This window comes from Pseudovibrio sp. W64 (assembly GCF_001623145.1).
Classification (GTDB): domain Bacteria; phylum Pseudomonadota; class Alphaproteobacteria; order Rhizobiales; family Stappiaceae; genus Pseudovibrio.
Genome location: NZ_LMCI01000043.1, coordinates 226146 through 244882, shown reverse-complemented (window position 1 = coordinate 244882; position 18737 = coordinate 226146). Strand labels below are relative to the sequence as shown.

The 18737-nt window shown below is 50.5% G+C and carries 19 protein-coding genes; 8 read left to right on the top strand and 11 right to left on the bottom strand.

The annotated features are described in order from the left end of the window. Nucleotides 1-167: 167 nt before the first annotated feature. On the top strand, nt 168-2537 hold the full coding sequence (locus tag PsW64_RS25205) for a GumC family protein (protein ID WP_063305399.1): 2370 nt from the start codon (nt 168-170) through the stop codon (nt 2535-2537). 35 nt (nt 2538-2572) lie between these two features. Here the strand turns inward: PsW64_RS25205 and PsW64_RS25200 are convergent, their stop codons facing one another. Further along, nucleotides 2573-3790: a GNAT family N-acetyltransferase gene (locus tag PsW64_RS25200; RefSeq protein ID WP_063305398.1), complete on the bottom strand. Its 1218-nt coding sequence runs from the start codon at nt 3788-3790 to the stop codon at nt 2573-2575. 155 nt (nt 3791-3945) lie between these two features. On the opposite strand from PsW64_RS25200, the gene PsW64_RS25195 reads away from it, so the two are divergent. Beyond that, nucleotides 3946-5025 carry a polysaccharide deacetylase family protein gene (locus PsW64_RS25195; RefSeq protein ID WP_208981021.1) on the top strand — a complete coding sequence of 360 codons (1080 nt, stop codon included), beginning with the start codon at nt 3946-3948 and terminating at the stop codon, nt 5023-5025. Nucleotides 5026-5054: 29 nt separating this feature from the next. Here the strand turns inward: PsW64_RS25195 and PsW64_RS25190 are convergent, their stop codons facing one another. Next, nucleotides 5055-5258, bottom strand: coding sequence for a DUF2842 domain-containing protein (locus PsW64_RS25190; protein ID WP_063305456.1), 204 nt, complete (start codon nt 5256-5258; stop codon nt 5055-5057). A gap of 290 nt (nt 5259-5548) precedes the next feature. On the opposite strand from PsW64_RS25190, the gene PsW64_RS25185 reads away from it, so the two are divergent. Further along, complete coding sequence (locus tag PsW64_RS25185; RefSeq protein ID WP_063305396.1) at nt 5549-6637, top strand: COX15/CtaA family protein; 1089 nt, start codon at nt 5549-5551, stop codon at nt 6635-6637. A 130-nt stretch (nt 6638-6767) separates the two neighbouring features. On the opposite strand, the gene PsW64_RS25180 is transcribed toward PsW64_RS25185, so the two are convergent. The 4 genes from PsW64_RS25180 to PsW64_RS25165 form a co-directional block, all read right to left on the bottom strand. Beyond that, on the bottom strand, nt 6768-8051 hold the full coding sequence (locus tag PsW64_RS25180; protein WP_063305395.1) for an O-acetylhomoserine aminocarboxypropyltransferase: 1284 nt from the start codon (nt 8049-8051) through the stop codon (nt 6768-6770). Between the two features lie 319 nt (nt 8052-8370). Further along, nucleotides 8371-8811, bottom strand: a complete 441-nt coding sequence (locus PsW64_RS25175) for a CoA-binding protein (protein ID WP_063305455.1) — start codon at nt 8809-8811, stop codon at nt 8371-8373. A gap of 7 nt (nt 8812-8818) precedes the next feature. Further along, nucleotides 8819-9274: a DUF3052 family protein gene (locus PsW64_RS25170; RefSeq protein WP_057464388.1), complete on the bottom strand. Its 456-nt coding sequence runs from the start codon at nt 9272-9274 to the stop codon at nt 8819-8821. Between the two features lie 22 nt (nt 9275-9296). Beyond that, a complete protein-coding gene (locus PsW64_RS25165) occupies nt 9297-10127 on the bottom strand; it encodes an enoyl-CoA hydratase (protein ID WP_057464389.1) in 831 nt (276 codons plus the stop codon). Nucleotides 10128-10314: 187 nt separating this feature from the next. Between PsW64_RS25165 and PsW64_RS25160 the strand changes: the two genes are divergently transcribed. Continuing rightward, nucleotides 10315-10773 carry a PaaI family thioesterase gene (locus tag PsW64_RS25160; protein WP_057464390.1) on the top strand — a complete coding sequence of 153 codons (459 nt, stop codon included), beginning with the start codon at nt 10315-10317 and terminating at the stop codon, nt 10771-10773. On the opposite strand, the gene PsW64_RS27820 is transcribed toward PsW64_RS25160, so the two are convergent. The 3 genes from PsW64_RS27820 to PsW64_RS25145 all read right to left on the bottom strand — a co-directional run bounded on the left by PsW64_RS27820 (nt 10740) and on the right by PsW64_RS25145 (nt 13205). Further along, nucleotides 10740-11057: a hypothetical protein gene (locus tag PsW64_RS27820; protein WP_082596998.1), complete on the bottom strand. Its 318-nt coding sequence runs from the start codon at nt 11055-11057 to the stop codon at nt 10740-10742. The genes PsW64_RS25160 and PsW64_RS27820 overlap by 34 nt on opposite strands. A gap of 61 nt (nt 11058-11118) precedes the next feature. Then, entirely contained in the window at nt 11119-11994 is an 876-nt protein-coding gene (locus tag PsW64_RS25150; RefSeq protein ID WP_152986775.1) for a leucine-rich repeat domain-containing protein, read from the bottom strand. A 17-nt stretch (nt 11995-12011) separates the two neighbouring features. Further along, nucleotides 12012-13205, bottom strand: coding sequence for a hypothetical protein (locus PsW64_RS25145; protein ID WP_208981019.1), 1194 nt, complete (start codon nt 13203-13205; stop codon nt 12012-12014). Nucleotides 13206-13538: 333 nt separating this feature from the next. Here PsW64_RS25145 and PsW64_RS25140 point away from each other — a divergent pair, with 333 nt between their 5' ends. From PsW64_RS25140 to PsW64_RS25125, 4 genes are all read left to right on the top strand, one after another. Next, the gene (locus tag PsW64_RS25140) at nt 13539-14015 is read left to right on the top strand and encodes a hypothetical protein (RefSeq protein ID WP_208981018.1); all 477 of its coding nucleotides are present in this window, start codon (nt 13539-13541) and stop codon (nt 14013-14015) included. Between the two features lie 231 nt (nt 14016-14246). After that, the gene (rplM, locus tag PsW64_RS25135; RefSeq protein WP_063305393.1) at nt 14247-14711 is read left to right on the top strand and encodes a 50S ribosomal protein L13; all 465 of its coding nucleotides are present in this window, start codon (nt 14247-14249) and stop codon (nt 14709-14711) included. 2 nt (nt 14712-14713) lie between these two features. Further along, nucleotides 14714-15190: a 30S ribosomal protein S9 gene (rpsI, locus tag PsW64_RS25130; protein ID WP_057464395.1), complete on the top strand. Its 477-nt coding sequence runs from the start codon at nt 14714-14716 to the stop codon at nt 15188-15190. A gap of 311 nt (nt 15191-15501) precedes the next feature. Then, complete coding sequence (locus PsW64_RS25125) at nt 15502-16245, top strand: FkbM family methyltransferase (RefSeq protein ID WP_244277360.1); 744 nt, start codon at nt 15502-15504, stop codon at nt 16243-16245. 3 nt (nt 16246-16248) lie between these two features. Here the strand turns inward: PsW64_RS25125 and PsW64_RS25120 are convergent, their stop codons facing one another. Beyond that, nucleotides 16249-16842 (bottom strand): DUF6653 family protein, encoded by a 594-nt coding sequence (locus PsW64_RS25120; RefSeq protein ID WP_208981016.1) that lies wholly within the window; start codon nt 16840-16842, stop codon nt 16249-16251. A 63-nt stretch (nt 16843-16905) separates the two neighbouring features. Next, entirely contained in the window at nt 16906-18714 is a 1809-nt protein-coding gene (locus PsW64_RS25115) for a PHA/PHB synthase family protein (RefSeq protein ID WP_063305392.1), read from the bottom strand. Nucleotides 18715-18737 lie beyond the last annotated feature (23 nt).

Sequence of the window (18737 nt, the reverse complement as noted above, 5' to 3'; positions counted from 1 at the left end):
AGTATAAATATTGTAATTATCCTCTAGTTAATTTTACAATAATTGTTGAGCGCTTTGTCATTTCTTTCCAGCATTTGATAAAGGTGCTTAATAACTTGGTTACCCTGTCTATGCATTCTTGTGATTGAAAATTGTTTCGGGCTTTGTATTGAGTGGGGAAGTGGGCTGTGCCGCAAGAAGATGTCTTTCTTGATATGGGCGTGCTGTTCAAAAAAGTGTTTAAGGGGCTCCTTTGGGTGATCCCTTTTGCAGCGCTGATCGCCTTCGGCACTTTCTACCTGGCCAGCAAGCAAACTGCCAAATACACAAGCGAATCCAAAGTCCTCATTGATACAGCCAAAATTATCCTGCCAGGCCAAATCCGTAACAGCGAGCAGGAACGATCTCTGCTGGATAAAGAAGGCATTGCCAGCCAAGTACAGTTGTTACAGTCGCGTGATTTGGCGCGCCACGTTGTGCAAACACTTGATCTTGCGAACAACAGTGTTTTTGCAGCCAAAAGCAAACCGGGTCTTGTTGATCAATTGATGACCCGTGTTGGGCTTGAGCCGACATCTGGTCAGATGAGTGAAGCAGAGCGGCTGCTGAACAAATTCACGAGCAATCTGGATGTGTATCAGGTCGACGGATCCCGCGTTATCGCAGTGCGTTTTACAAGCAAAGATCCTGAGCTTGCAGCGCGTGTTGCTAACACGGTGATCAACGAATATCGCATGCTGCAGGATAATGCGAAGCGCGCGGTGACCAATAACACGGCTGATGCGCTTGCGCCGCAGGTTGCGCGCCTCGAAAACGAAGTTGAGGCTGCGAAAAAGACCGTTGCGGAGTTTCGTGCGGGAGCAGACCTGTTGCTTGGGTCCGAAAATAGGACGCTAAACCAACAGCAGCTGGCCGAGCTCAACTCTCAGGTTTCTTCCGCCATCGTGGCAAAGTCGCAGGCTGAAGCTCAGGCGCGACAGATCCGATCCTTGCTGGAGGATAGTGGGTCTTTGGAAACTGCAACGCAGGTTCTGGCTTCGTCTTTGATCCAGCGCTTGCGTGAGCGTCAGTTGGCGCTGGAAAATCGTATTGCGGAGCTTTCAACTACGCTCCTGCCAAATCACCCACAGATCAAAGCACTGCGCTCCCAGCTGCGTGGGTACGATCGTCAGATCCGTGCTGAGGCGGAGAAGATTGTTATTGGTCTTGAGAATGATGCCAAGATTGCTCAGGATCGTTACCTCGCGCTCAATGAGCAGGTGAATGCACTGAAGGTAGAAGCTGCCCGTTCGGGCGCTGATCAGGTTCGTTTGCAGGAGTTGCAGCGAGAAGCACGCTCCAAAGAAGAGCAGCTGAACCAGTTGCTTGTGAGCCTGCGCGAAGCCGAAGTGTTGCAGGGTGTTGGTGTGCTGAATGCTGACTCCCGTGTGATTTCGCGTGCGTCTGTGCCAAGTGAGCTGTCTGGCCGGAAGCCTTCTGCGCTTGCTGCGATTGCAGGTTTTGCCGCGTTCTTCCTCGGCTGCCTCTGGGTGATTGCACGTGCTTTGATTGCTGGTGAAGTTTTACGCCGCGAAACATTTTCTACGCCAACAGCACCTGCTGCCAATCCGAAAGAAGCGACAGGTACCGCAACCTCTAACGCGCTTGAAAGCGTGGTGGATGCAACGACCCGCAGCCATGCTGTTGCCGCTCCTCCTGTTGAGCTGAAGCCTTCCTTTGTTGAAGAGGAAGATAAGTCTGATGAGGAGCAGGACACCTCAGAGGAGGAAGAGCCTCAAGAGGAAACGACTGAGCTTGCTGGGGATGAAGCTTCTGAAGAAGAGCATGACGAAGCACGCGAAGAAGAAGAGTTTGACGAGGAGTTTGAGGAAGAAGAAGCAAGTGCTGAGGTTTCGTCAATTACTCTAAAAGAAGTCAAGGCTGATAACGCCAATCAGCTGGCAAAGGTTGGCCGTGTGGTTGTGCTCAGTGTTGAGGATGAAAGCCTGTCTTCACGCGTTGCCCTAAGCTGTACGCGCAAGATTGCCGAGCGCGGTATTATGCCTGTGGTCGTCGAGGTGCGGTCTGAAGGCGGTGAAGGGGCTCAGTCCATCCTCAAAGAAACGCCGCTTGAAGAAGTTGGGGATGTGCGTCAAGCTGAAGAGGGTTCTGATGATCCGTTGAAGCCGGGTTTTGCAGAGTTATTGGAAGGCGAGGCGGCCTTTACGAACGTAATCCACCGCGATCCTGTTTCCCGTGCGCATGTGATACAATCAGGTGTCATGCCTATTCGTGATGAAGTGGTTTATGGCGGGCGCTATAATCTCATCATGGAAGCCCTGGATCTGACGTATGACGTAATCGTGGCTGATCTCGGTCTCATCGAACCGAGTTTGATTTGCGCGCAGATGCTTTCTGAAGCGGATCGCGTAATTATTGCGACTGACGGGTCACCTGCTGGCCCTGAACTGGAAAAAGCTCTGACCATCCTTGAAAAGCACACCAAGGCACCCGTTGAGGTGGAGCGAGTGGTCAGCAATGAAGCTGCGGCTTGGTTGCAGGTTGATATGGCAGCGTAAGAGCAGCCACTTACTTTAATATTTCCTGAGTGAGCTTAGTGCTGCATGCGAGCGAAAGTTCCACGGACACGCCTGTAAAGCTGCCAAAAACGCTCGTTGTTTCTGAGTTTGCGCTTAGAGCTGAGTATGACGTTTTCGAGAGCTGCGACGAGCTTTCCTTTGAAAGTGAGTGGTTCGATCCAGTCCTTTAAGTGTTCTGGTTCAGCCCATGCCAGCTTGAAACGCTCTTCGCCCAGTCCAAAGTCAAAGATCTCCATGCCTTCATTGCACATGTCCTCAATGACGTGCTGCATGAGCAACTCGCCGGGACTATGTCGCATCAGTTCGCCATTAATGATGGAGGTGCAGTAGCAATATACACGTTTTCCAGACTTAAGACTGAGGCATGTGCTGATGATCTCATCATCAAGCTTCAGGCTGTAAATCACCGGTTTTGATGGGCTGTCGTCTTGCGAAAGGTTTGTGAAGGCCTCACGCACGAAACACTGGTAGTTGGGAAGAGCGAAGGCGGTTGGAATGCCTGTCTCAGCCTGACGGAGTTCTCGCTGCCTTATCATGGCATCAATGGCAGCGGCTGCGCCTTCTTTTGTGATTTCAGCCGTGAAGCTGAGCGTTCCCAGTGACTGAAGTTTGCTAAGTTTACTGCGGTGCTTTTTGCGGGCACCTTTAGAGCGTTTTGCTTTGACGAATTCTTCCGCAGGGCTTGTTAGCTCAAACGGATAGATTGCATTGGTGCTCGTGGTGTCATCCAAACAGATTAACGGGTTGTCGTAGGCGCCCACATGACTTGCCATGTTGCCAAGGTGGATGAGATCAACGCCCCATGCTTTGAGGGTTGCGACCAGACGAGGGCGGAGAAAATGTGCCTGCGGAGCTTGTAATAGCTCTTGAGACCAATAGCCCGTGTTCTGGTTGAAGATTTCCTCTCCGAGCCATCGGGCGGTTTTTGCAAGGTGGCACTGATGGAGAGCGAGAGGTAGCAGGACGTGGAGTTTTCCGCCGATGTATCCGGCAACAATCAGTGTGGTGGCTCTTTCTGAGTGGGCAACATGCTCTGCCCAGCTTTTACACCATTCATAAGCGTGATAAGCGCTTCCATTACCAGATGCTTCCAGAATGAGCCAATCATTTCGTAGTTTTGACAAGTCTGCATCTGAGATGATCTGAAAAGAAAGCTTATTCAAATCCAGCGTGTTATTACAATCAGCACGGTTAGAGCGCTCGCTGTTTGACGTGGATTGTGGAAGTGCCATTGAAAAATGCCCTAAATAAAATACAAGGAAATATTAGTTCCAAGCTCTTAATGAATCTCAAATCTAACTAGGTAGAGCAACCCAAATTGAAATTAATCGTAAATAATTCCCAGTTACAATTTGAGAAATATTCGGTTTGGAACTAGGGGGTCTCCGTGCGGAAGTCCTTCAAGCATTTATTTATTGATTACGCCAGCTACTTTTTAAGTAGCCGTGGGCCTGCCAGATTATTCAGGAACATGACCGCTGGTGATGGCATTATTTTTACGCTTCATCGTGTTCTACCTGAAACAACCGGGCCCTTTCAGCCTAATAAACTGCTTGAAGTTACACCAGAATTTTTGCGTAAAACCGTTATTCAGGTTCGGCAGGCGGGATACGAGTTTATTTCACTGGATGATGCTTTGGAACGGCTTCAAAGCAAAAGGCAATGCTCTCAGAAGTTTGCGGTTCTGACTTTTGATGATGGCTATAAAGATAACCGGGATGTGGCCTTTCCTGTGCTGAAAGAACTCAATGTTCCTTTCACTGTTTTTATTAGCAGCGAATACAGCAAGCATAACTCTGAGCTGTGGTGGATTATCATAGAACAGCTTATTGCCAAGAATGACTACGTCTCATTCCGATATGAAGATAAGCAGTTTGATTATGACTGTACCTCTTTGAAGCAAAAAGAGGCCGCGTTTATATCAGCGCGCTGCATGTTGATCAGCGAAGTACCAGAAGCTGAGCAGCGCGCAGTCATTCGTGAGGCTGCAGAGCGTTATGAATTGGATTGGCGCGCACTTTGCTGTGAGCTTATTCTGTCCTTTGACGAGCTACGCGCGTTCTCACAGGAACCACTGGTAAGCCTAGGTGCACATACGGACACTCATCCGATGTTGGCGCGCCTTTCAACCAGAGACGACATCCGGCAGCATATTCAGGCAGGGTTGGAGGAGATGACTGCGCAGCTTGGCAAGACGCCGACGGTATTGGCGTATCCCTATGGCTTTGCTGAAGCGGTTGACGAACGCTGTGAGAGTGTGGCCGAGGAGTTGGGCTTTGCGGCGGCTGTGACGACGCAACCGGGAACCTTGGGTGCTGATAGTCTCAACCGGCGCTATCATTTGCCGCGCGTCTCATTGAATGGATTACATCAACACCAAAGAATGGTTGATGTGTATCTGACCGGAGCAGCATTTGCGGCTTATTACGCAGTGAGGCGCGTCCGGTCTTTTTTGAGAAGGGCTTAAGCTTTGGTCTGTGCCAGAGCCTTTTGGTCTTAGCGCTTTTTGTAGGTCCAGCTGATAATCAATCCTGCCGGGACCACCCAGATCAAACCAGCAATTGCAAAAAAGATAAGCTTAATAGACCAGTGCTTGCCCGCCATTGTCATATCGCCAATGACCATTGCCAGGAAGATATAGACAAGAACAAAAGTGACCAGAAATACCATGCCGATGAAACGGCGAAATGGCGAAACCATAGAGTTCTCCTTGAAAGCCTCTTTGCGTAGGGCCTTTCTTTTCCGCGCAAGCCATAGTTCAAAATGCATATATTTTTCAAGAGGATCTTGCTGGGAATTTGCAATTTACAGTGTGCAGATCCGCTTTTGTGTTCCCTAAGTCTATGACACACCAGTGCTATTGCGCGGCTGACTTTCACCCGAAGAATCTAGGTAATTTGTCTAGACTGCTGTGAGAATCTGCGTATTTTTCCTGATTTGGCTGCTGATCTGACATATATAGGGGCAAACGAATTCTTCGAATAGGTGTCATGTCTACTCCGTTCTACAGTTCAGATCTTTCTGCTCAAGACCTTTCCAACCGCAGGCAAATTCGTGTGTGGTTGCTGTTTATCTGCTTCTTGATTTTGGCCATGGTTGTTGTTGGCGGGGCGACTCGTCTGACAGAATCCGGTCTTTCCATCACTGAATGGAAGCCAATACATGGTGCAATTCCGCCGCTGAGTGCAGCTGAATGGACGGAGGAGTTTGAGAAATACAAACAAATCCCCCAATACAAGCTTCTCAATGAGGGCATGACGCTTAGCGAATTCAAGGCGATCTTTTGGTGGGAATGGGGACACCGGCTGCTGGGCCGGGTGATCGGGCTGTTCTTCTTTATCCCGCTTGTGTGGTTTTGGGCGCGAGGGCAGGTTCGTTCATGGCTTAAGCCGCGGCTTGTCGTTGCGTTCCTGCTGGGTGGATTGCAAGGGGCGATTGGCTGGTGGATGGTTGCTTCTGGTCTTGTGAACCGTGTGGATGTGAGCCAGTACCGTCTTGCTGTGCACTTGAGTGTGGCCTGTATTCTGTTTGCTTACCTCTATTATCTTGCTGGCGTTCTAAAGCGGCGTCCAGAGCTTGAGCGTGAAGGCTGGAATGTTTTTGGTGATGGTTTGTTTGGTGCATATGGCATTGTTGCCTTGGTGCTCTTTCAGCTGTTCCTCGGAGCACTGGTCGCAGGCCTCAATGCTGGGTTGACCTTTAACACCTGGCCGCTGATGGATGGACAGATTATACCATCAGGTTTGTTTGTCATGTCTCCTTGGTGGATCAACTTTTTTGAGAATGTGATGATGGTGCAATTCCAGCATCGCATGATTGCATATGTGCTGGTGATTGCTGTGTTTCTGCAGGGGTTCTATCTGATGCGCGGCAACAGAGAGGGCGTACTGAAGCGCAATGCCAGCTGGCTCATGGTGGCGATTGTTATTCAGGTGTTCCTTGGTGTTGTGACGTTGCTTGGCATGGTGCAGATGGATCGCGCACTGGCGCATCAGGCGATGGCTCTTATCGTTCTGGCGCTTGCCGTCGAGCAGGTTTGTCTGCTTCGCCGTGAGAAAGAAGCTGCATTGAGAAGATGATTCAGTTCGTCTGATTAAGTGTTTGATGTGGAATCGAAAAAGGCGCCTTGTGAGCGCCTTTTCTTGTTATGTGATCGCCGCTTGCAGATTGATTCATTTATCAATCATACTGCATTGAAATATATAGGTATTATGCCTTTTCAAGGGCTTGTTTCAGGTCTGCGACGATATCGGCAGCATCTTCAATGCCGATGGAAAGGCGAACAACATCAGGGCCCGCTCCAGCGGCTGTCTTTTGAGCGTCAGACAGCTGGCGATGTGTTGTCGATGCTGGATGGATTACGAGTGAGCGAGTGTCACCGATGTTGGCAAGATGAGAGAACAGCTCCAGACCTTTTACCAGTTCAACGCCTGCCTCATAGCCACCCTTCAGGCCGAAGGTGAAGACAGCGCCTGCACCCTTCGGGCAGTATTTCTGATGTGCCTGATGGAATGGGTCATTGGCAAGGCCTGCGTAGGAAACCCAGCTGACAGCTGAGTGGCTCTGGAGGAACTCAGCGACCTTCAAGGCATTGTCAGAATGCTTTTGCATGCGCAGTGCTAGTGTCTCGATGCCTGTGATGAGCATAAAGGCATTTTGTGGAGAGATAGCAGGGCCGAGATCCCGCAGGCCGAGCACGCGACAGCAGATCGCAAAAGCGATGTTGCCGAAGGTCTCAAACAGTCGCATATCGTTGTATTCTGGACGGGGTTCGGTCAGCATTGGATACTTGCCGGAGGCCGCCCAGTCGAATGTGCCGGCATCAACAATGGCGCCGCCCATGGAGTTGCCATGTCCACCCATGAACTTGGTCAGGGAATGCAGCACGATGTCTGCGCCGTGCTTAATCGGCTGACAGAGGTATGGGGTTGCCATCGTATTGTCGACGATAAGAGGCATGCCAGCATCTTTGGCCACTGCTGAGATGCCCTCGATATCCATGATAACGCCGCCTGGATTAGCGACACTTTCAATGAAGACGGCACGGGTGTTTTCGTCGATCTGGTCTGCGAAGCTTTGTGCGTCCAGACCTTCTGCCCATTTCACATCCCAGCCGAAGCTTTTGAAAGAATGGTTGAGCTGGTTGATGGTGCCGCCATACATGCGCTTGGAGGCGACGATGTTGCAGCCGGGTGTCATGAGAGCGTGGAAGGCCAGAAGTTGTGCGGCGTGGCCGGATGCCACAGCCAGAGCTGCAGTGCCACCTTCCAATGTTGCCACGCGCTCTTCAAGAACAGCGGTGGTTGGGTTTGTGATGCGGGTATAGATGTTGCCAAATGCTTGCAGGCCAAACAAGGACGCAGCGTGGTCTACATCCTCAAACACGAAAGATGTGGTTTGGTAGATTGGTGTTGCGCGCGCGCCTGTGGTTGGGTCTGGTTTCGCGCCTGCGTGAATTGCAAGGGTATCAAAGCCTGGGGTGTGATCGCTCATAAGGCAGTCCTTTCAATGCGCTTGCAGGATGGAACGGTTCTGCGCAAGGTGCATGGTTTGCAATCCCTTGGAACAGGCGCGTCATTCTCTGCTGAAATTTATATAATTTCCCGCTAGGAACTATGAGGGGGCAACCGGAGGTTGGCAAGCTCAGATGAAAAGATGAGCACTCTTCACTCTTGCAGAAAGCTCAAGCAACTTGCCGACTATTTGATGCTTGAAATTCTGTTCGCGTCTGCTTGGTGGGATTGGAAAATCGTTCTAATTTATCGGATGCGCTCTCAATGTTCGTGGTATCGAGAGCGCCTGATAGGAGTGTTTAGCTGGCTGTAATTGATGCCAGACGTGGGATTTCGATCTTAGGGCAGCGGTCCATTACCACTTTGATTCCCTTGTCTTCTGCCCGCGCGGCTGCGTCGTCGTTTCTGACGCCCAGCTGAAGCCAGATTGCTTTGGGGAGCGTTGGCAGAGCGATTACCTCATCGATGACACCAGCCGCTGCTTCTGAATTGCGGAAGACATCGACCATGTCGACGGGTTCTGGAAGGTCTGTCAGGGACGCATAGACTTTTGCGCCGGCTATTTCGGTGCCTGCCTGACCGGGATTGATTGGATAAATGGTGTAGCCTTGCTCCAGCAAGTAGCCCAGCACGCGGAAGCTGGCACGCTCCGGCTTGTTGCTGGCGCCGACCAGCGCGATTGTCTTGGTGCTTTTCAGGATGTCCTGAATGTAGTCGTCTGAATAATGATCGTGGTTCATGTTCTTATCAACTTTCTGCAATTTCATTGGCCGCCAGCTGCATTTGTCTGTGCTCTTCACGCAGCTCTTTGCGAATAACAAGCTTGAGACCGGACCAGACAGCGTCAACTGCGCAAACCTTGATATCGACCAGCCCCATAGGCAAGCAAACTTCTCTAACCGTATCTTCTGTCACCTCTGAAGGGACTTTGGATGCTTTCTTAGGCCAAGACACCCAGATCATGCCGTCTGCATCCAGTGTTCTGCGCAGCTTACTTAGCAATTCTGACAGTTCGCTTTGACCTGTTACAAAGATATGGGCAGCACTGATACCAGTTTCCAGTGCGGGCAGGAGGACCAGATCGTCAACTCCTGCTGCAATTTCATCGGAAACGGTTTGTGGCATGTTGTACCACCAGCAGCGCATACCGGGTTTCAGGCCTAGCTTTTGAGCTAGTGATCTTTTTGAAAACCCGGCTGTCATTGGGCTGCTCCTTACATCTTGATCAGCTGTCTTTCCAATCCGGTGTGCGCTTTTGAAGGAAGGCGTTGATGCCTTCTTCTGCGTCATTGGCCAGCATATTTTCTGCCATAACCTGTGAGGTGTAGGCATACGCTTCTGCCAATGGCATGTCGGCTTGCTTGTAGAAGGCTTCCTTGCCGGTTTTGACGGTAAGGGCTGATTTTGATGCAATCACTTCAGCGTATTTCTGAACTACGACTTCCAGATAGTCTGCTTGCACCACGCGGTTGATCAAGCCGTATTCCTTTGCGGTGGAGGCGTCGATGCTTTCGCCAGTCAAAAGCATTTCCATGGCCTGTTTGCGGCCAATGTTGCGGGTAAGGGCTACCATTGGGGTGGAGCAGAAGAGGCCGATGTTAACGCCTGGGGTGCAGAAGGTGGCTGTATCCAGTGCTAGTGCCAGATCACAGGAAGCGACCAACTGGCAGCCTGCTGCTGTTGCAACGCCAGTTACAACGCTGATGACTGGCTTTGGCAGGTTCACGATCTTCTGCATGAGCTCAGCGCATTGATCGAATGTCTGCTGATAAAAAACTTTGCCGCCATCTGCTTGCGCGCGTGCTGCGGTTAGTTCTTTCAGGTCGTGGCCTGCGCAAAAGACTTTGCCTTCAGCGCCAAGCAAAACGACGCGCACTTCCGGGTTTGCTGCGGCTTCATCCAGCGCGGTGCAGAGCTCTTTCATCATGGCCATGGACAGAGCATTCATACGCTCAGGGCGCTGCATGACGATACGCTGAACACCATTGTGCAGCAGTTTGCCAAGCATCGGGCGTTCTGCTTCGTTTTGATCTTTGGTGGTGTCTGCGTCAGACATAATGGTTCTCCATAGTGCTGAAAATAGTCGTTAAGATGCCTTTAGCAGGCTATCGGGCCATGATTAAGTGTTAAATCACAGAGTGAACAAAACTTGAGCCTAGCGCAACGGTTTAGAACTTTTGTTCAGCTGGTAAATCATGGAGCCATATATCAGTATGTCGGCTTGCATGAGGAGGAGGGACTTCATGACCAGTGAGGTGGCGGCGCCTGCTGTTAAGTTTAGTCCGGCAGAACTGACGGAATTTCTGGACAAGGCATTTCCGCAGATGCACGCATTAGGTCGTGCATATTTCATCGATGAAATTCTACCGGGAAAAGCAATTGTCAGGCTCAAGGCCGGGGACGTACATTTGCGTCCTGGTGGTACTGTTTCCGGTCCTTCGTTGATGGCTCTGGTTGACTATGCAGCCTATGTGGTTCTGCTGGGTAATATGGGGCTGCATGCGCTTGCTGTGACCACCAACATCAATATCAACTTCCTACGTAAAGCTGAAGCTGGTGAGATGATCGCCACGTGTCGCATCCTGAAGGGCGGCAAACGCCTTGTTGTTATGGATTGCGAAATTACACGTGAAGGGAGCGGTGATCTGATTGCCCATGCTACCGCGACTTACTCCATCCCGCCGGCGTCGTTCAAGGGATAGGATGCGTGCTGTTTGTTGTCCAACTGCGTGGTTGGGCATCCATCCTGAATTTTGCGCCACATGGGGTTGTTGAGTGCCATTTGGCATTGGGCCAGATAGGCAGTGCCGTCTACATACAGACAGGAAAAATCACCCAGCTCAATCCGCAGGCCACGGTTGGTGCAATAACAGTCCGGCTGTTTAAACAGACTGCGAGGACGTTTGCGGAACTTGCTTTCCTGAGCTTGGACATTCCAGGTCCAAAGCAACAAAAGCGATAGGGTGAGTAAGAGATAGCGATGCATTCCCCATGGTAAGATGTGGGGCGTGGATCGCCACCACTGTTTTTCAGGGGTACTTTGCCGCTCAGAGGTAAATCAACGTACCTTGTTCGCGCAGGATTTCAAACCACTCCGGTTCTTTGGTCAGGCGTGTCCAGCGCAGATCCAGCTTGCGCAAGTTCTTCAGGTTACTCATGCTGGCGGGCAGTTCTTCCAATGGATTTGCCCTGAGGTCCAACTGATAGAGATTGGGAAGATCTCCAATATCTTCTGGGAGCTGGGATATTTGATTGTTGCGGAGGTCCAGCACTTCGAGCTGATGCAATTCGTCTATATTCTCAGGAAGCTTTGTGAGGGCGTTGTCGCGCAAATAAGCTTCTCGTAAGGATGAGAGGTTGGAGAAGTGCGAGGGTAATACACGCAAACCATTGCCGTAGAGCCTTAGCTCCTTCAGATTTTGCAGGTTCCCGAAACTTTCCGGGAGATGTGTAATGGTGTTGTCGGTGCAGCCGAGATACTCCAGTGCAGACAGATCACCAATGCTCTCTGGCAGTTGCGTCATGACGGTGTTGCTTGCATAGAGCACACGCAGTTTCTTTAAAGCTCCTAACTTTTCCGGAAGACACTTCAATGCTTGATGGCTGAGGTCCAGGATCTCCAGATTTCGCAAGTCACAGAGGCTGTCGGGCAGTTGTGTCAGCTTACATCCGTAGATGTAGAGTTCCCTTAGCGCCTGAAGGCCGGATAGGGCCTGCGGTATTTCGCTGATTGGGTTCTGTCCCAGATAGAGGCTTCTTAAGGAATGATGATGCAACAACTCTGATGGGAAACGGTTCAACTCGCACTTTGTGAGCGCGACATCCGTCTGCTTGCCGCGGGACCGGACTGCGCATGGGGTTCCATCTTGACGGTGCCTGATGCTTTTGAGCTGCTGATACTGAAATGAATCCTGTGTGATCATGGGAACCTGCAATGCGCTTAGTGGAGGTACTGCTGTTGTAGCGTTGAAACGACTTGCTCCGAAAGCGTAGTTTTCAGGAGGCCGATTGTTCTTGACGATAATGCCGCATCATTTGCTGCTGCGGCTTCTATTTGAGGCAGAACCTTATCGAGTGATGTTCCTGCCTTCTGCAATTTCTGATCAACTGCCTGCCAGAATGCAGCGCCTTTCATATAGAAGAGAGGGTAGTAGCTGGGGTTATTGTCGCGCGTTACTTTGGTGTGGGCTTCATAAAGGCCTGTTGCTGCGTGAGGGTAGCGCTCTTGAAAGTTTTGCCATTGCTCCATCGGAGTTTCTGATTGTAAACCAGCTTTCTCCAGTGATTTGTAGCCGTAATATTGAGCAAGACTTTCAGATATCCAGAGTGGGTAAGATTGGGTTGCCAGCAAGTGAAAGAGTTCGTGGCCGGAGACCCAATGAAGTTTGGCGATGCTGTCGTCTGTGGCTGCGCCATCGGTTACTGCAAAATTGGCAAGGAACGCTTGTTTGCCAGCAGCTCCAGCTATTTGCCCCAGCTTCTTGTTAATTGCGACCCACACGAGATCGATATTGTTTGGTGTGCGCTCCTCGGGTGCAAGCAACGCTTTCAGATACGCAAGTTGTTGTTGAAGAGCGGGCAGGTTCTCTGCTTTCAAGGCTGAAGTCGGGTCGTCTTTGAACAGCGTGAGCGTTGTTTGTCCGGTTTCCAGTGTTTTGGTGGTCTTGCCCCATGTAAGGATCAGTGGTGGTTCGTTTTGGGTGGGCAGGGCGCTGCATTTGATTGCCTGCGCCTTGTTAAGGACTTTGCCGCAGATCTCTGTTGCAGAGATACCTTCGAAGCGAGGAATGTCATCCCACTCCGTTAAGCTCCACCATCCAGAGGGAGAGTAGAGGTTTTGCTGGTTTGCAATGGCGTGAGGGGCGGTTTGCACATTCTGGAAGGTGACAGTCCATTGCAACTCACGACATGATAATTGCTTTCCATAGGTAATGGATGCCTTTTGAATTCCGTCGCAGAAGAACTGAATTGGTGGCGTTTTTGCATCCCCTCGAATGGTGCGGGGCTTCAGTAACCTGAGGCCTTGTGGAGCTGGAAATGTGACTGTTGCAGTTCCGCTCATAGGTGTGGTGGTGCTGACGTCTATGATGATCTGGACCGGTGGATTTTCTGCAAGGGCAGGTTTTATGAACAAGGACGGAATTAGAAAGAGAAAGGGGAGGTGCATCTGAAAATTTGATACCTGAGAAAAGCAACTTTGGATTGAACAATCGATTCGATGATTTCCGCACGGAAATGTGTTCATCCCATGTTATCCAATGTATGAAGCATGTGCTCTACAAGACGACACTGCGTTGAAGTGCCTAAAACCCTCAGCTTATTGAAACTTTTGAATTAAATTTGCCTGAAAGTTGAATTGTCTGTTGATCCAAAAGTAAAAAGCCACTTAAAATTCAGGGACTAAAGCCAAAGGCCGTTTTTTGATGGATGGGAGACCTGAGAAGACGGCGTGTGGGGGAGCAGGCTTGTGTTCTATCGTGCGTTTTTCGGTTTCATTTTTGATTTCCTGTTGGTACCACTCCGTTTCGGAACTCTATTGGCCACGATCGGCTATATTGGCTTTCTAGCCCTGAATATCCTTTTGATTCTGGCTGTTCCTGCGTTCTTTGATCTTTATGTGGTCAGTGAGCCTCGGGTCTTTGCTGAATTCCGCGAGACGATGTTCTATCTGGATACGGCCTTTATTGGTGATCCAATTGTCTTCGTGAGCCTGGTGTTCTTCAATCTGCTGCTGGCAAATGCCACGTTGACGACACGCCTGACCCGAAGTCGCTGGCGGTTTTTCTATCCGGTTCATTTTACACCCATTAATTTGCGCGAATATCGTGTGGCACTTGCTGGTCTTGGTTATTATGTCAGCTGTTACAGCGCCAACTGGGTCTTCTATGAATTGCAGGTAGATGACCTTATTTTGACTGCTGCACGTGCTGCCGGTGTTTCCTGAGGTGCAAAAACCTCAGATTCATGCGGAAAAAGTGTGGTATTATAATACCCATTTTGTATCTATTTGATTTTGTTGATTAATTTGCTTGGGCGTGTGTTTTTTTGCTCTTGACGTTGTGCTCAAGCTCGCGTATCTACCCGTTCCTACACGGAGCTATCACGTTTAGCTGCTCTTTCGGGCCTGAACGAATTTCTCCCAAGAATTTTAACCGTCAAAACTACGGTAGATCTTATGAAGACTCATTCCACTAAAGTGGCTGAGGTCGACAAGAAGTGGATCTTGATCGACGCAGAAGGCGTTGTTGTTGGCCGTCTGGCAGCATTCATCGCAAACCGTCTGCGCGGCAAGCACAAGCCGACCTACACACCACATATCGACGATGGCGACAACGTAATCGTTATCAATGCAGACAAAGTTGTACTGACTGGTAAAAAATATCAGAGCAAGAAGTACTACTGGCACACTGGTTACCCTGGCGGTATCAAAGAGCGCACTGCACGTCAGCTGATCGAAGGTCGTTTCCCAGAGCGCGTTCTGGAAAAGGCTATCCAGCGTATGATGCCAGGCGGACCTCTTTCCCGTACACAGCTGCGTAACCTGCGTGTTTACGCTGCTGCAAAACATCCGCATGATGGCCAGTCTCCAGAAGTGGTAGACGTTAAAGCCATGAATCCTAAAAATGCGAAGAGGGGTTAATTATGTCTGAGCTACAGTCCCTTGAGGAACTGGGCGGCGCAATCGCCCCTACCGAGAACGAAGCTCCTGTACATGTACAGAAGCTCGACGCACAAGGCCGTGCATATGCAACCGGTAAGCGTAAAGACGCTATCGCTCGTGTATGGATCAAGCCAGGCACCGGTAAAATCGTTGTAAACGGCAAAGAGTACGCTGAGTATTTCGCTCGTCCAGTACTTCAGCTGATCCTGCGTCAGCCAATCATGCTCACCGAGCGTGATGGCCAGTACGACATCAACGTAACTGTTGCTGGTGGTGGTCTTTCCGGCCAGGCTGGTGCTGTTCGTCACGGTATCTCTAAAGCACTTACTTTCTACGAGCCAGCATTGCGTCCGGTTCTGAAGAAAGAAGGCTTCCTTACTCGTGATAGCCGTGTTGTTGAACGTAAGAAGTACGGTAAGCGTAAAGCTCGTCGTTCCTTCCAGTTCTCCAAGCGCTAATACGCGATACTGGAAACAGTTTTACGGAGAGGGCTGCCATTTGGCGGCCCTTTTTGTGTTTGGGCTCTCTGTCTTGCCGTGGGTGAAATTGCAGAGTTGTTGCGCTGGGGTTTACCTGCCACGTTTGTGCGAAACTGTGGTGGGGATGTGCATTGATCCGGTGGTCGCAAAAGTTCTTGTCGGCATTCCTAATGGGGCTTGCCCCGCACAAACGAAGTGGGACGCTGGCTCGTCTTGCTTTGCGGTTGGATAAGAAAAACCTAAGTGCTTCGAGAGTGCTTTATCTGAAAGAGCATAAGGGCTTTTCCAACATGAGGCGATTGGAAGAGTTTTTGCAAGTTGGCTTGGGTGATGAGCAGTTTGCGCGGTTGAGTGAGAAGTACTTTTACTATTGCCGTGCTCAGCGCTTTCAGGAGCTGCATTTCCTCAAACAGTTTCCATTCTACGAGAAGCAAAAAGGTTTTTTTGTAGAAATAGGCGTTGGAGATGGAACGCACCTTTCCAATAGCTTCCTTTTTGAGAGGGCATTGGGTTGGTCTGGTTTGCTTGTGGAACCCAATCCAGATTGCTGGGAGCAGATTTGCTCAAGGCGTGACGCTGATTTGGATAAGAGAGCGGCTTGGAGTTCGGGAGGGGGAGCACTTCGCTTCTTTTGTGCTGATACTTCGGAGTACTCTGGGATGCTCTCCGTTGTAGGCCAAGGAACGAAGCCCGGGCGCGAGATTGAAGTTCCTATTGCTCGGACTGAGGATATTCTGGTTCAGCACAATGTGCCCGATCACATTCCCTTTATATCTATTGATACGGAAGGTACTGAGCTGGAAGTTCTCAAGGGAATCGATTTTTCGCGCAGGACGTTTGACTTCCTATGCGTTGAGCACAATCATAACGCAAAGCAACAAGATGCCTTAATCGCCTTTATGAAGTTGCCGGGATATGTGGTCACCCAACCGGAACTTTCCGGAGCAGATTACTGGTTTGTTTCAGAACAGGGGCGTGAGTCGCCTATTTCTACAAAGCAAGACGGTTATGGTGCGCCCTTGTTGGCCGACTAAGACTCAGCTCGCTTTTGCTTTCAGGCTGTTGTCGTTGACTGGAATGTTTCGCCAGCTCTTGTAGAGTGGATGGGCATTTTTCATATGCTCGAAGACTTTCACCATCACAAACAGTGAGGCGAGCTTTGCGAGGTAGGCGAGGATGCCACCCGTAAGCATGAGCGGAAGATTGTTGGTGGTTGCTGCCCAGATCGCTGTGCCAACTGCGATTAGTCCGATGACAAGAAGAGCGAGTGCTTTTTGATGATAAGGGGCTGGAACTGGAACAAACATCCGGTTCAGCCACATTCTCTCACCCAGCATCGCTTTTTGCAGCCAAGTTTTTGCGCCAATTGCTTTTTTGCCAAAGGGTGGAATGACCCAAACCCATGCAACAGCTGCAAGTGAAAGGGCTAATGCCCAGAACCAGCCGAGCGCTGGTTGATACCACAGAGGTGCAAGCAAGGCAGGAAGCACAAGGATTCTTGCCAAGAGGTTTTTAGGCTTGTTCATGCGCGTGAGGGCAGCGCTTTGTGTGTTCAGGTGCCGAACATGTCGAGGATCCCAGCCGCCGATCTTCCGCGGTTGCATTTGTGATAGCTTAGGATCTCCTGCCACGTTGTCCTCCATTTATTCCTTGAGAACAAGCGTGGCATCGAGCAGACTCACTGCGTGTTCTCTTTATATGCGCACCTTAACATAACTGCCTGGGGCGTCTTCCAAAATTTTTGTGCGGCGTGCGCCCGGTTTGCGTGCTTTTACCTGATTATCATCCTGAGATGTAATCCATTTTTGCCAGTGTGGCCACCATGACCCTGGGGTTTCAGATGCATCTTGCATCCAGTTTTCCAGAGCACCCTCCGGCTTACTTCCTGTCCAGTATTGGTATTTCTCTTTGGATGGCGGGTTGACGACACCAGCGATATGGCCAGAGCCACTCAAAACGTACTCCACGGGACCACCAAAACATCCGCAGCCTTTGAATACGGATTTTGCAGGTGCAATGTGGTCTTCTTTTGTTGCCAGATTATAGATCGGGATCTGGACATCGCTCAGGTCGAGGTTTTGCCCGGCCAGTTCCATTTCGCCTTTCGCAAGTGCGTTCTTCTGGTAACAGTTGCGCAGGTAGTAGGAGTGGTTGGCGGCAGGCATGCGTGTGCTGTCCGCGTTCCAATAGAGCAGGTCAAACGGGAATGGATCTTTACCGCGCAGATAATTGTTGACGACATAAGGCCAAATCAAGTCGTTTGAGCGCAGCATGTTAAAGGCCGTCGCCATTTTGGAGCCGTCCAGATATCCTTTCTCGCCCATGCGATGTTCAAGAATTTCGATCTGCTCTTCGTCCACAAACACCTTCAGGTCGCCTGCATAGGTGAAATCCACCTGAGTGGTCAGGAAGGTTGCGGATGCAATGCGATCTTGCTCACCAATTTTTGCAAGGTAGGCGAGGGTAGCAGCCAGCAAAGTGCCGCCGACGCAGTAACCGATGGCGTTGACGGTCGTCTGCTGGGTGGTTTTGCGAATGCGTTCCAGAGAGTTGAGAATGCCGTCTCGCATGTAGTGTTCAAAGCTTTTTTGAGCCTGTGTCTCATCCGGATTGATCCACGAGACTACAAAGACAGTGTGGCCTTGATCCACAGCCCATCTGATGAACGACTTTTCCTTGTTAAGATCAAGAATGTAGTACTTGTTGATCCAAGGCGGAACAATAAGGAGCGGACGTTTGAGAACGGTCTCTGTCGTTGGTGTGTATTGAATCAGCTGGCAAACATCGTTCTGTTCTACGATCTTGCCGGGTGTGACTGCAACGTTCACGCCAACTTCAAACTTGTCCGGGTCAGTCTGACGGATGCGCAGGTCTCCGTGTCCGGCCTTGATGTCTTCCGCCAGCAACTTCATGCCCTTCACCAGATTGCCGGCGTTGGACGACATGGTCTCGCGCAGCAGCTCCGGGTTGGTGAGGATGAAGTTGGACGGCGACATGGCATTGGAGATTTGCTTTATGTAAAAGCCCGCCTTATGGCGCGTGTGGTCATCCAGTTCATCGGCGCCTTCGGCAAGTTCCTCAGCCCAGTTGCTCGTCTGCAAGTACATCTGCTTGATGAAGTCGAAGAAGTTGTTGTCGTCCCACTGACTGTCTTTAAAGCGCTTGTCAGTGTTGGTGGGGACGACGATTGGTTCTCTTTCCTCTCCAGCCATGCGCTGGAGCGTGGAGTTCCAGATGTTCATATATCCAGACCAGAGCTTGGTTTGAGCTTCTATGGCGCGGGAAGGGTCTTTCATCCAATAATTGCCGACCTCAGCGAGTGTCTTTACCACTGCGTTGAGTTCTTCGGTGCCACCGGATGCTGCTTCGCCTTTTTCGCGAGGCTCCAGATAGGCTGCCAGAGCCTTGCCGCCATTTTCGGCGATCTCGGAGAGGTTCTTGGCAAACTCCTCAGGATTATTGAGGATGTACTGCAACATTGGATTGGTGTCTTCACCGGTCATTTGCCTGCTCAGTCCTCGTATCT